The organism is Alteromonas sp. 76-1, from assembly GCF_900654235.1.
GTDB lineage: Bacteria > Pseudomonadota > Gammaproteobacteria > Enterobacterales > Alteromonadaceae > Alteromonas > Alteromonas naphthalenivorans.
Genome location: NZ_LR136958.1, coordinates 914392 through 928204 on the forward strand (window position 1 = coordinate 914392; position 13813 = coordinate 928204).

The following is a 13813-nucleotide window of genomic DNA, read 5'->3' on the forward strand; positions in this document are numbered from 1 at the left end:
TTTTCTGTTTTTTCGTAGATTTTCACTATGGCTCTGCAGACGATTACGCTATCATGCGCCGCAGCAACGTATAATTCGTGCAAAAAATAATCTAAGCTTTTGCTAAGAATCGTTTTGCCGTGTAACTATCATTTTTTGTCTGCATCACAGCCGCACATTTGTCGGGTGATGTGGCAGTAGCTAGCTTAAATCGCGTAAAGATCAGGAGCGGTTATCCGTGGAATTTTTCGAGAGTTATGGTCTCATTCTTATTCTCCTTGCTGCCGGTGTCGGCTTCATTATGGCTTGGGGTATTGGTGCAAATGACGTCGCCAATGCAATGGGAACATCTGTTGGTTCTAAAGCGTTAACAATAAAACAGGCAATTGTTATTGCCATGATTTTTGAGTTCGCCGGAGCATACTTAGCGGGTGGGGAAGTAACCTCTACCATTCGTAAGGGTATTATTGATCCAGAGTATTTTTCTGCTATTCCTGAGTACCTCGTACTCGGTATGATTTCTTCCTTATTTGCAGCAGGTATTTGGTTAGCCTTTGCATCTTGGTTAGGGTGGCCAGTATCTACTACTCACTCTATTATTGGCGCTATTATCGGCTTTACCGCGACTGGCGTAAGTATGGATGCGGTAGCGTGGGGCAAAGTAGGCGGCATTGTTGGTAGTTGGGTAGTGACACCTGCTATTTCTGGCATTATTGCTTACCTCATTTTCATGAGTGCCCACAAGCTTATCTTTGAAACCAAATCTCCGTTTGAAAATGCCAAGCGTTACGTTCCGTTTTATATGGCACTAGCAGGCTTCATTATGTCGCTAGTTACCATTAAAAAAGGACTAAAGCATGTAGGCTTGGAAGTGAGCGCTGTTAACGGTTATATATTGGCTGTGATTATCGCTATTGTGTTGGCTATAGTGGGTAAATGGTATATTGGCCGCATGAAGTTCAGTGGTTCAGAAGACGCTGATTTACAAGCTGCCAATGTGGAAAAAGTGTTCGCCTTACTCATGGTCGTTACTGCTTGTTGTATGGCATTTGCGCATGGTTCAAATGATGTTGCCAACGCGATTGGGCCATTGGCTGCGGTAGTGAGTGTGGTGACATCTGGCGGTGAAATTAATGCCAGTGCCAACCTTGCATGGTGGATTTTACCGCTTGGTGGTTTAGGTATTGTGCTTGGTTTAGCCATATTTGGTCATCGCGTTATTAAAACTATCGGCCAAGGTATTACTCACCTTACACCAAGCCGTGGTTTCGCGGCCGAATTAGCTGCAGCTACTACTGTAGTGATAGCGTCAGGCACCGGTCTTCCTATTTCAACGACGCAAACCTTAGTAGGCGCGGTATTAGGTGTGGGTCTTGCCAGAGGCGTGTCTGCGCTTAATCTCGGCATAGTAAGAAATATTGTAGTGTCGTGGATTGTAACTCTGCCTGCAGGCGCAATTCTTTCCATTATTTTCTTCTTCGCACTGAAGGCCGCTTTCGGCGTTTAATTGCCAATTAAGATTTGAAAAAAACCGCGTTTAACGCGGTTTTTGTTTTTTATAACTTGTATATTTGAATAGTGCGGAAGTCCGCACTTTGTGTATTCGCTACTCTTCAACCTGTTCAGATTTATCAAGTTTGATGGGTGAGTCAAACCCCTCGGGTTTAATGCCTACCACCGCGCAGTTAAGTTGTTGAATAGTCTCCTCTGCCGTACCGCCCATAATAAAGCCTGGAACGCCAATACGGGCCACGGTACCCATCACAATAACATCAGTATTGAGTGATTTTGTGGTAGCCGCTATCTCTCTACGAGGATAACCATGCACAATATGCTTTTCAGGTTGCAAGAAGTCGATAATATCAGGGGCTAGTTCACTTTCTAATTCGCTTAATAGCGACTCGAGGGCTTGCTCTCTTTCGTCATGAATTTTTGCAAGATCGGTTTCCATTTGGTCGTTATCTACGCTAATAAAACCATCCCGAACGATGTTCTCCGGGACTGCATCAAAAACATGCACAATATGAAGCTGTGCAAACTCCAACATGGCGATGCGGGCAGCATGGCGCAATATATCTAAATTTAGCTTTTTGCGAACTGAGATTTCGTGTTTAGGGTAGTGATAATTTAAATCGAGTGCCGCCACCACGTTTTTATATTGGCTACGGTTTTTCTTACTTAATACCCAAACCGGGCAGGGGCATTTGCGAAATAGGCGAATATCTAACCCGCCAAATAGGCGGTCTAAAAAACCTTCTTCGCTTCGTTTAATAACCAAGTCGTAATGGTGTCTTAGCACGCCGGTTACAATATCAATCAGTGGGTGTCCAATTTTAACCACGGTTTGCACGGGGTACTCTTTCGACCAAGTTTCTTCCTGCTCGGTAAGCCAATTTCTTGCCTGAGACTCCATAGATTGGTGTGAGTCGATATAAGCAAATGACTCCATTACCATATTTGCATTAGGGGGCAGGGCTTCTAAGGTAAGCATAATGGTTAGTGATGCTTGATTGCTTTTTGCAATATGAATGGCCTGAGCCACCACATCGTCTTGGCGATGTGAGTCACTGAGTACACATAAAATATTAGTAAAATGACTGTCCATAGAAATCCTTAGCTATTGAGGCGCTATACGTTCTTATACTTCATCCTAACGCTTGATTTGCGCGCTTGCTACCTTGAAAGCATGATTTACATCATAACCAAGAGCGATTTCATAAAAGGGTCATAACCGTATTCTTATTGGGTATTTTGTAATCTTTGTGCTAGATTAAAACCTAATTTTCTAATCAGTAAAGAGTCGTTATGAAGTGGCCTAATCTCAAACACTTACATTACCTAGTTACCCTATATCAAGAGCAGCATTTTCACCGCGCTGCCCAGCGCTGTAATGTAAGCCAATCTACATTGAGCACGGCAATTCAAAATCTAGAAGAACATTTTGGTAGCCAGTTGTTGGAGCGAGAACACAAGACATTTGTGTTTACTTCACTGGGGTTAGATATTGTTGAACGAAGCAAATTACTGCTGCAAGAAGCCGGTGAGCTGGTGGAATACGCACAAAATGCAGGAAATTGGCAACGGGGTACACTGAAGCTAGGTGTCATTCCCACCATCGCGCCATTTTTGTTTGAAGGCATGCTGGGCGCATTTAACGCCTTCTTGCCTGACATCAACGTAGAGATGCAAGAAGACACTACAGAAAAGCTACTTCAGCAATTAATAGATGGGCGTTTAGACTTACTTATTTTAGCGTTACCGATGGAAACGCCAGGGTGTAAGCAAATGGTATTGGGGCACGACCCTTTCCATCTTGTGGCCCATGAGGAAATGGCTGACAAATTGCCCGATCCTGTCGATATTTCTTCTTTACCCAAGAAGAGTATTTTCTTACTGCAACAAGAGCACTGTATGACCGGCCACGCGGTTAGTGCATGTAACCTTCAGCACAGCGAGCAAATAAGCTCTGTAGCTGCCAGCAGCTTGTACACTTTGGTTCAGCTAGCAAACAGTAAAATGGGTTATACCTTCTTACCCGAGCTTGCCATTAACCAATCTATCTTGGCACATACCAACTTAAAAAGTTTTGCCGCCGAAGAGCAAGGCTTTAGAGAAATAGGTTTAGTGTGGCGTTCAGGCACCACGCGTATGCAATTGTTCCGTCGTATTGGCGAAATCATCTCTCCTCTTCTACCTGTTCCCACCCTTAAATAACGTTTTTGGCGAAAAAGTTTCAAACTTTTTCGCCCACTGCCTCGACTGTAAGAGTAGGGAATATAAAAAAACACCTATATCGCGGGGAACGCAGTGTTCATAAAACGGGATGAAAAGCTCGTACAACAAGCATTAAAAGGCAACAGAAAAGCGTGGTTCACGCTTATTTCGCGCTATGAAACGGCCATGTACCAATACGGTATCCGCATGACCGGAAATAGCCATGACGCCTCTGATTTGATGCAGGATATTTTTGTCTCGGTTTATCGAAGCCTGGCGAATTATCGCGGCGACGGCACATTTAAAAGCTGGCTGTATCGAATAGCCCATTGTCGATGTATGGAGCTGTACCGAAAGCGAAAAGCGTTTACTGATATTGATGATATTCCAGCGCCTTTATGTGAAACATCATGTCCTGAAATGCAGCTTACTAGCGACCGTCAGAGTCGGGCGGTAACGCAAGCTATGCAAGCTTTGCCCTTAGCGCAAAAAGCTGTGGTGGAGCTGAAATTTTTTGGACAGTTCACTTTTGAAGAAATTGCTGAGCAAATGGATATTTCGGTTAATACCGCCAAGTCGCGTTTGTATAGCGCACTAACCAAATTAAAGTTGGAGTTGGAATAAATGAATCAACCTGACCATACCAATGAAGCATTGATTATCGCGTGGGTAAATAACAGCCTTACCCAAGAACAGAAAGCTATATTTTCTAAAAAATACGCACAAGATAGCGTATTTGCCGCGGCGGTTGATAATGCCAGTGTCCTGGCAGGGAGTGCCAGTGATTTTGTTGCACCCCCAGTACCTGATTGGAATAAAACACAGCTATTTCCAGCAAAAAATAAATCGAGTTGGTTTCAGTGGCAAGGCTTCCCCGCACTGGCTTGTGCACTATCTGCGGTTGCCATTGTATTGGTATTTACGGGTCTGCCCAATAAAGATAATGGGAAGTTATTAACAGCCCAAACACCAAGCAATGTAGATGCCGAGCAGCTATCGAGCTTGGTTGAAGAACAAGTACGTGTGCAAGTAAAACAGCAGCGGGAAATGTACCAAGAAGCGAATCAAGTGTTGTTTAAAGAATATGCACAATCACTTGCAGCACAGCAACAACAAACGAGTGCCGAAATCACTCAGTATTTATTGACCTCTAGTCGAGAGGCTCGTAAGCAAGACTTTGCTGAGTTACTTCAATTTATTAACGATCAGCGCATTGATGATCAGCGATTTTACGCCCGTCAGTTCAGTAAATTACAAGATGAAATTGATGGCATAGGTATGGGGTATAGCGCTGTGCTTCCCAACTCGAACTCAGTGTCTTTGAAAGACGAATAACCAATAGGTAGCCCTTATGAAAAGACTATTATCTCTTTGCTTACTAACCAGTATTAGTACGTTAACCTTTGCCCAAAGTAATGCCACTTCTTATGCGTCTTTGTCAGACGAATTGGAAATTATGTCGGGCGTAATGAATACCGCTTTTCGCCAAAACGCCAACCCAAAAGGGTGGCGAGTATCGCGACTAGAAAGCAGCTATCTAGCGGGGCAGGGGGCAGTGTTCACTGTGTCTGTACGCGGTAAAAGTGCTGATTGGATCCACGATATAGAAACTATGGTGGAAGGAATGCCAACCCCTCCAGCAGCGCCGGTTGCCCCAGAAGGTGGTGGTATTGTTTTTGAGCTAAGCCGTGAATGGGAAGATTTCGCAGGCGAAGCAAGCCGTCGAATTGCCGAGGTTTTTGAAGATAACAATGATCAAATCCGTGATATCCGCTCTCGCTCTAGAGAATTAGCGTGGGAAACTCGCGAGCTAGAACGCCGCAAGCGCGATATGTCTTTTGAGTTAAGACAAGCTGATGACGATAGAAAAGAAGCGCTTGAAAAAGAAATGCAGGAACTTGAATCGTCTTTAGCGTCTATAAGTGCACAGTCAGCAGAGCTCGAAGAAGAGGTGCGTCAATTAGAAGGTGAGCGGCAAGCGAAACTAGCTAAGCAAAAAGAAAGTCGTCAGCAAGCCTATCGTTCATTTTTGGCTAATTTTGAAGCCAGTATTGGCAGCACATTTTGCCGATTTGGCGCAGGACTTAGAGGGCTGCCTGAAGGAGAGCACGTCAGCATGATATTAAAAGACTTTGAATACGGTGATGACAACAACAAGCACGACCGAATTTATGTATTCAGTAAAGCCGAAATAAAATCGTGCGTGCAAGAGCGGATTGACGCCGAAGCGCTATTAACCAGCGCTACTATTTATACGTTCTAGCTGTACTTTCACAACCAGCGCTCACTAAGGGGCGGTATGACCGAGCTCTGCCGCCCATTGTAGTTCACCCCGCGACAACCCATTTGCCGAACTTGCCCCAAAGCTATGTAATGCACTGTACGCACTGTTTGAAGGCACGCGGCAATAATGACATAGGGCATAAAACAGTAAGCTACAGCGATGCTGTGAACCATCACAGTGTAAGTATACACTGGCGCCTTCAGTTAGCATCTGTGACAGTTCGTGCAGATATTGATGCAAGTGAACATCATCGGTAGGTGAGTCTGCTGAAGGGTGTAAAAAAGGCAGCCATATCCATTCTAACCCGGCTGCTTTAGCACCATCGCGAATAATAGGGGCGTCTTCCTCTCCAGTTTGTACCGTAGCAAGGTGAGTCACACCCAACCCTTTTAATCTTGCATAGGTGTCTGATGTCGGTTTTTGCCCCAGACAGATTTTGCCAGCGCTAAGTGAAAACCACGCAAGAGACGTTTGGCGATTAGCACCTTGGGATACAGATGATGATTCGTTTTTATTCATACCACATAATAATATATTGAGAAATAATGACAGCTGCACCCGCCTAATACGAACACATGCCAAATAGCATGGGTGTATTTTACCTTTTTCGCCACATAAAAACACACCCCAAGGCTAAAGCATAAACCACCCGCGACCAGTAACCACAAACCCGCCCCTGGTAGCGCAACATACAACGGGTAAATAAGCCCAATGGCAATCCACCCCATCAATAGGTAGGTCATTACGGATACTTTGGGAAAGCGGTGCTTAGCAACAAGTTTAAAGGCAACGCCACCTATTGCTAAACACCAAATTACCGCCGTCATGGTAATACCAAGCACGCCTCCAATCGACACTAATAATAAAGGTGTGTAAGTACCTGCTATCAGTAAATATATTGCGCTGTGGTCGAATAGCTTTAACCAGCCCTTTGCCCTATGGTGTGATGTTGCATGATAAAGGGTAGAGCTCAAAAACATAAGAATGAGGGTAGCGCCATATATCGTACCGGCAGTAATGGTTAGTGTGTTATCTGCACGGTAGAGCAGAAATACCATGCCTACAATGGCAGCAATAAAACCAACACCGTGACTAATACTATTAAGCCATTCTTCAAGTACTGAATAGGCTTTTGCCGTAATGTTTGTCATGATTTCCTCCAACTCTGCTTTCATCTAGCGGCCGAACTGATACTTTTTGCACCTAAGCGTTTATCATTCGTATAGCACACGCGCTTTCAGCGTACACTTGTTCGCTCAAGTATAACAGATGCGTAATCGGCGAGTATTACAATTTTAAATTGCACGTTAATGAAAACGTGATTTTAAGTATTTTTTGATACTAAAAAAATATTCGCCACTTATTTCATTGCGTTTGTGCATTTGAATGACAATCAGTAAATGTTGAATGTAGCGTCTTGGTTAGGTATTGAGGCTAGTTACTTGAAGCGAACATTTGAGCCAGATATTTGGTGGGCTGGAGTATCAATGAGGGTAAGGTAAGAAACTTAAGTAGGTTTATTATTACTGATTGTTGCTGCTATCTAACCCTTCAGGTTCGGCAAACATCAGATAATCATCGGGTGCCGCGACTTTATTCTGCTTAGCTTTATACATGGCGATATCTGCTAACTTTATTAAGGTATTCATGTTGCGACTCATGCGAGGGTAAAAAGCAACACCCACGCTCATAGAGACAACAGTGGGGGTGGTATCATCATTAAAATAAAACGGCTGCTTAATTCCTTCATTCACCTTTATTATGACTGTTTCAACCGCCTTTTCGTCTTCGGCCTGTAAAAGCAGTACAAATTCATCGCCCCCCCAGCGCACTGCCACATCAACTTTACGGATTTTGTCTCTTAATTGTTCAGATACGAAGATAAGTACTTCATCGCCCGCATCGTGACCGAAAATATCATTTACGGCTTTAAAGCCGTTCAGGTCAATTAACGCGAGTGCAAAGTGATGGCCTTTATTCATCAACTTAGCAATGAGCTTTTCACCACCATTTCGATTGTATATGCCAGTTAGTGAGTCGAAGTCCGCTTGCAGTGCCAGATTTTGCAGTTCACGTTTTCGAGTTGAAATATCATTGAAGGTTATTTGATAAAAACGCTCGCCCTCTTCAGTCATCAACGGGCTGGCAATCAATTGAACCCAAATGGCGGTTTTATTAATCCCTGACTTTAGTTTAAATTCGCCAGTGGCAAACTCGTTACGAGAAAACGCTTCTAGCAGTGAGGTTTTTATTGCAGCAGGGTTTTCAAATAACTCTTCTAACAGTTCTCCGTAGTCCTGTTTTTCTTCAAGGCCAATTTTTACAACAAGATCTATAAAAGCTTTATTCCTAAGTTCTATTATTCCACTTTCAGTCATTAACACCGTGGCCGACTTCGCATTTTCAAAAAGCATCCTAAAGCGCTTTTCCAAAAACTCAATTTCTTCTCTTAATTGCCTTTCTTGGGAGAACTGCTCTTCGACTTTACTTAATAGCTGATTGGTATCATGTACAAAAGCACCAATTTCACTGTCAGTGTGGTATTCAGGCACAGCAATACGCTGCGCTGTGCCTGGGGTAATTTCATGCAGTGAACGTCCTACACGAAGCATGGGGGAAATAATGATGTAGTAAGTAATGACTAAGGCAACAATACCCACAACAAGCGCTTCTACGTACAGTGAATAACTATTGTCGTTACTTATTTTCTCGGCTTGATGGATAATATGGTCAAAGTTTGGGTATATGTTGACCTCAGCTAATGCTTCTTCTGGTATGAAAGGGTGTCGGACTAGAAATACCCGAGGTTCTATGTTTTTGTTAATCGCATCGGTAACGTTGAGCTGATAATACAGAGCGTCACTTTTGATAGACGCCGCGAGAATTTTGTCACTTTTAACCAATCCATTTATCGCTTCTTTGGCTAAATCCTCTTCTTCTAAAAATGCCGCTATGGACGCGGTTGCACCAACTGTTCGATAAAGTTCTTCGATATCGTGGTTTGCTTCATCAAGCTCGTTCTCGTATGTGGCGCGGTAAAAAAACTCTGCGGTAGTTAACACTACCAACATGGCGGCAGCCACCAAGAAAAGTGCAAAACGAAAACCTAGACCACGAATATTAATCAAAACGATACACTACCTTCATCTTGTCGGTAACATAAGACTCGTAAACATAAGCTAAAGCGGACTCATCCTCTTCAAGTCGCTGCTTAACATCATCTATTGTCAGTTCGATTTCAGGCGGTTTAACGCGACCTGAAAATTTTAACCTAGACCAATAGGCATTCACGCGAGCAGGGGGTAAACCGACTAATGCTTCGTAAAATTCTGCTTTAAGTTTAGCCTCAACTTCAATGTCGATGGGCGTCGCTTGTTTACCATTAGGAAACGCAGAGTACTTGCCCATAAATAGATTAATTAAGCCTTTTTTATCCAGTACTTCCACGTCATTTTTCTGATTTGTAACGACAACAATCTTCTCTGACGTGTACGCAAAGCAAGAGACGCTGTGTAATGCTATCAGCGCAGTAAGGATGAGGGGGATGGGGCTATAAAATTTCATATCAGCCCCTAAAAACTATAACTTAGAGCAAGAAACAGGGTATGCGCCACGTTATCATCTTCATCATCAACAACTAGCCCCTCACGGGCTCTCAGGCCACTACCTCTTGCTTCTATATCGGTTCGCTCAAGTTGTACTTTAAACGCGAGGTTTTCTTTTAAATCCCACCGCCAGCCTAAGGAGAATGAATGCTGATGATGTGCCAACGTACTGGCGACTTCCTCCACGTAGGTGGCTAATTCGGATGTACTTGCATTAATCGGAAAGCCTGGCTGTTCTTGGCTAAGGTAATAAGCGTCTGTTTTTGCAAATGAATATAAAGCGTAGAAGGTATGTGCACCATAGAGATAACTTAGATTCACAAATCCATTTAAAGAGTGCCTTAATGCAATTGAGTCAGAATCAATATGTGATAGCTCGCCAGATATTTCCCAGTCGCCAAGATAGCGATTTAGATAAACAGAGGTGTATTGGATAGTTGCACCGCGTAAACTCAATGAGTCTGCAAAAGTGGTGGCACCATTCCAAAACGGTTGCAGTTGCGCAACCGACGTCGCCACGAACGCGGTGTCTCCATTATCATTTTTTGCTTCGGTTTGAGTGTGTTTAAATGCAATGCTCCAATCAAATGCTACAAACTCAATGCCTACTGAGCGCAAATCATTAAAGGTTATCGGGCTATAATCATTTCTAGTAAAATCACTTTCTCCTTGGCCCCAGAAGGCTTTAATTAGTAGGTTAAAATCGCGGTAAGGTTTAAGGTAGCTGATATCCGCCCCATCAAAACTTCTGGCTGGGACAATACCATAAACCTCTGTAGGCACTTTCACCCAAGGATAGGCAATTGATACGTCTCTGGTATCACTAAAGTGAAAGATATCGGCGGCGAGTCTCCCGGCTCTTACTTGCCACGAAGGAGTGATGTCATATCTTAAAAAGGCCATCTGCGTGATTGAGCCTAGGTTTTGTTCATCCTGCTCTCGATAAACAAATTGCCCAACAAAATCGAGGTTCCGTGAAAAACTGTAGTCGAACTGCACGCCGATTAAACTCAAAGGCTTAAAGGCAAAACCGTCTTTTTTAGCTATCTCTTTTTGTGAACGATCGGTGCGAAACTGATGATTACGAGTGTCAGCGGTTGCCGAAGCTAAGGTGGCAAACCCACTTACTTTTAGCTTGTCTTGTTCAGCTAAAACGCTAAAAGTTGTCAGCAAGCTCATCATTACCACAATGAGAGAAAACTGCTTTTTTATCATTTATGAGTACCTGCTTCGTAGTCTGGTCTTGATAACTGTGACAAACGTTTATATTTTTGAATTTTGACTATTATAAGCATAGTAAAGAAACAAAAAAAAACGACTGATAAATCAGCCGTTTTTCCCTACTTAACTTACTTCAAATTGTGATTGTGATTATACTTAATAATGCGTATTAACTTACCAGTAACGCGCATTGCTCCTTCGAAGAGAAGAAAATATATAGATAAGGGGAATTAGCCCTTCATTTCTTCTAATTCTAAGCCTTTAGTTTCATACACATAGCGAAGTACGAAGCCGATAGAAAGCAAGGCAAAGAAAGCATACAGCCCGTAAGCGCCCGCAAGGCCTATTCCTGCAAGGAGCAGTGGGAAAGACCATGTGATAACAAAATTAGTAAACCACTGTACTAAACCACTTACGGCCAAGCCAGAACCTCTTAACTGGTTTGGGAACATTTCGCCTAGCATTACCCACATTACGGGCCCCCAAGAGAAGTTGAAGCAGAATACATAAAGATTGGCAGCAACGAGTGCAACAGGCCCCCATTCATTTAAAGCTAGCGTGCCATCAACATGTTGTTCTGAGTTTAGGAACGCTAACGTTACCACGGCGAGTGACACTGTCATGCCTATAGAGCCCCATTTTAGCAATGGTTTTCTTCCAATCTTGTCGATAATAGATAGCGCCACAACACATGCCGCGATGCTGATCGCTCCGCTTATCACATTAATGAGTAATGCATCTGCTTCTGAAAAGCCCACGGCTTGCCACAATACGGCACCGTAATAGAATACAACGTTGATCCCAACTAACTGCTGAAGTGCAGCCAACCCAATCCCTATCCAAACAATTGATCTTACTTTTCCAGAGTTTTTATCAATAAGATCTTTTAATTGCGGTTTATGATCTTGAGACAAAGACGCTGCAATTTCGGCCAGTTTCTTTTGCCCATTAGCGCCATAAAGTTTGCCCAATACTTCACTCGCTTTATCTGTTTTTTTCTTAACCACTAAAAAGCGAGGGCTTTCTGGTATAAAAAGTAGCATGAGGAAAAACAGCAATGCTGGGATGACTTCCATCCAGAACATCCAACGCCACGCTTCAAAATTTAGCCAAAGCACCTGTGTAGAACCTGACGCATAGTCAGCAAGAAAATAGTTACTTAGAAAAGCAGCGAACAAGCCGCTGATAATGGCTATTTGTTGAATGGATGCTAGCATGCCGCGATACTTCGCGGGTGCGATCTCTGCAATATAAGCTGGTGCCATTACCGACGCCGCCCCAACCGCAAGGCCTCCAATAATACGAAATACAACGAATTCCGATCCGCTGCCTGCTATACCTGAGCCCCATGCGCTAAGCAGGAAAAAGATTGCGGCCACCAGGAGTAGTGACTTCCTTCCGTACCTATCGGCTAAACGACCAGCAAAAAAAGCACCTACTGCACACCCAAGTAGCATGCTGGATACATTAAATCCTGTACCGACACTTTCTGATTGGAACGCTTCGCTTAGCCCTTCTACAGTTCCATTAATTACGCCGCTATCGAATCCAAATAAAAAGCCTCCGATGGTAGCCACGATAGTAATAAATAAAACGAAGCCGTTCCCCGAGGCTTCATTAGGCAGGTCAGTTTTTGTTGTAGTGTCCATATTATTATTCTCTTAAAGGTAAGGTTCCGATATCAACTGGCTTTTATGACTGATGAGCTTGGCTCATTTTCAAAATGGTTGGGCTTTGAATCTTGACGGTATTCAATGGGCGTTTTATCAAAGTGCTTTCGAAACAAAGCATACATATACTGCACCGACGGATAGCCGCAACGCTTGGCTATATCACCACTATTGGCATCAGTTTCTTTGAGCATCTGGCATGCGCGGTTTAGTTTTTCGTTGTGTATTTCTGTATGAATACTATGGCCTCTTTCTTCCCGAAATCGCGATTCCAAGTTAGATCTCGAGATGCCTACATGATCTAACACTTGATCTACTTTAATTCCCTTACACGCATTCATGTGAATGAAATGAGAAGCTTGCATTACAAGTGGATCTTTAATCGCTTTGAAATCAGTAGACTGTCGTTCTGCTACCGTTACAGGGGGGACTAGCAATTGTTTGCTTTTCATTGCGGTGCCGTTTAATTGCTTGTGCAGTAACCTTGCTGCCTGATACCCCATCTCCAAACTACCTTGTCGTACAGACGTTAAGCTCACTCGGCTTAAAAAGCGTGTTAGTTCATCGTCATCAATACCTATCACGGCAAACCTTTCTGGAATAAGAAAGCCTAAGTGATCGCATGCTTGAAGAAGGTGGCGCGCGCGAGAATCTGTCACTGCCACTATACCTGTGGGAGAGGGCAAACTTTTAAGCCAATCGGTTAAGCGCTTCTGAGAGTATTGCCACGTTTCGGCTCTAACCGCATGACCTCGATAGACATAACATTCATAGCCATAATGTGTCGCAAGCGACAGCATGGCTTGCTCTCTTTCTTGTGCCCATCTTTGCGCTTTGCCAACAGGTGAGCCGTAGAAAGCAAATCTCTCAATTCCTTTCTGCCGTAAATGATTGAAAGCGGCTTCCACTAAAGCGTAATTGTCTGTCGCCACATAGGGCACATTTGGGTAGCTAGCCTCATTTTGATAAGAACCGCCTATCGCTACTACTGGTATTTTAGTGTTACTCAGCGCTTGCTCAATAGCGGGGTTGTCAAAGTCTGCAATAACGCCGTCGCCGCTCCACTCATCAAAATGCTCAAGACGAGTTAAAAAGTCTTCTTCTAAATACAGATCCCAATCGGCATTTGATGCTTGCAGGTAGCTACCGATACCTTCAATTATTTGCCTATCAAATACCTTACTTGCATTCAAAAGCAGCGTAATACTGTGCGCTTTTTCAACCATAGTTAATTCCTGAATATAAACAAATTGCGTAAAGCCTATTACGTTTATTGGTTTTAAATATACTAAACGAGTAAGTGGTAATTAACAAAACGATTACAAAATTTCATAATTGAT

At 43.3% G+C, this 13813-nt stretch carries 13 protein-coding genes; 5 read left to right on the forward strand and 8 right to left on the reverse strand.

Annotation, left to right across the window (positions count from 1 at the left end):
* Positions 1-217 precede the first annotated feature (217 nt).
* Positions 218-1486, forward strand: a complete 1269-nt coding sequence (locus ALT761_RS03860; RefSeq protein WP_129736669.1) for an inorganic phosphate transporter — start codon at positions 218-220, stop codon at positions 1484-1486.
* A gap of 99 nt (positions 1487-1585) precedes the next feature.
* On the opposite strand, the gene ALT761_RS03865 is transcribed toward ALT761_RS03860, so the two are convergent.
* Positions 1586-2584 (reverse strand): universal stress protein, encoded by a 999-nt coding sequence (locus tag ALT761_RS03865; protein WP_129736671.1) that lies wholly within the window; start codon positions 2582-2584, stop codon positions 1586-1588.
* Between the two features lie 200 nt (positions 2585-2784).
* Here ALT761_RS03865 and ALT761_RS03870 point away from each other — a divergent pair, with 200 nt between their 5' ends.
* The 4 genes from ALT761_RS03870 (at position 2785) to ALT761_RS03885 (ending at position 5956) form a co-directional block, all read left to right on the forward strand.
* Complete coding sequence (locus tag ALT761_RS03870) at positions 2785-3693, forward strand: hydrogen peroxide-inducible genes activator (RefSeq protein WP_129736673.1); 909 nt, start codon at positions 2785-2787, stop codon at positions 3691-3693.
* Between the two features lie 93 nt (positions 3694-3786).
* A complete protein-coding gene (locus ALT761_RS03875) occupies positions 3787-4317 on the forward strand; it encodes an RNA polymerase sigma factor (protein ID WP_129736675.1) in 531 nt (176 codons plus the stop codon).
* Positions 4318-5028, forward strand: coding sequence for a hypothetical protein (locus tag ALT761_RS03880; protein WP_129736677.1), 711 nt, complete (start codon positions 4318-4320; stop codon positions 5026-5028).
* Positions 5029-5044: 16 nt separating this feature from the next.
* On the forward strand, positions 5045-5956 hold the full coding sequence (locus ALT761_RS03885) for a hypothetical protein (RefSeq protein WP_129736679.1): 912 nt from the start codon (positions 5045-5047) through the stop codon (positions 5954-5956).
* Between the two features lie 24 nt (positions 5957-5980).
* On the opposite strand, the gene ALT761_RS03890 is transcribed toward ALT761_RS03885, so the two are convergent.
* From ALT761_RS03890 to ALT761_RS03920, 7 genes are all read right to left on the reverse strand, one after another.
* Entirely contained in the window at positions 5981-6496 is a 516-nt protein-coding gene (locus tag ALT761_RS03890; RefSeq protein WP_129736681.1) for a hypothetical protein, read from the reverse strand.
* Entirely contained in the window at positions 6493-7128 is a 636-nt protein-coding gene (gene trhA / locus ALT761_RS03895) for a PAQR family membrane homeostasis protein TrhA (RefSeq protein ID WP_129736683.1), read from the reverse strand. The genes ALT761_RS03890 and trhA overlap by 4 nt, the downstream gene beginning before the upstream one ends.
* A gap of 372 nt (positions 7129-7500) precedes the next feature.
* Positions 7501-9105 carry a sensor domain-containing diguanylate cyclase gene (locus tag ALT761_RS03900; protein WP_129736685.1) on the reverse strand — a complete coding sequence of 535 codons (1605 nt, stop codon included), beginning with the start codon at positions 9103-9105 and terminating at the stop codon, positions 7501-7503.
* The gene (locus ALT761_RS03905) at positions 9098-9541 is read right to left on the reverse strand and encodes a hypothetical protein (protein WP_129736687.1); all 444 of its coding nucleotides are present in this window, start codon (positions 9539-9541) and stop codon (positions 9098-9100) included. The genes ALT761_RS03900 and ALT761_RS03905 overlap by 8 nt, the downstream gene beginning before the upstream one ends.
* Positions 9542-9549: 8 nt before the next feature.
* On the reverse strand, positions 9550-10797 hold the full coding sequence (locus ALT761_RS03910; protein WP_129736689.1) for a hypothetical protein: 1248 nt from the start codon (positions 10795-10797) through the stop codon (positions 9550-9552).
* A gap of 236 nt (positions 10798-11033) precedes the next feature.
* Positions 11034-12452: a sugar porter family MFS transporter gene (locus ALT761_RS03915; RefSeq protein ID WP_129736691.1), complete on the reverse strand. Its 1419-nt coding sequence runs from the start codon at positions 12450-12452 to the stop codon at positions 11034-11036.
* A gap of 32 nt (positions 12453-12484) precedes the next feature.
* Entirely contained in the window at positions 12485-13699 is a 1215-nt protein-coding gene (locus ALT761_RS03920; protein ID WP_129736693.1) for a XylR family transcriptional regulator, read from the reverse strand.
* Positions 13700-13813: the final 114 nt, after the last annotated feature.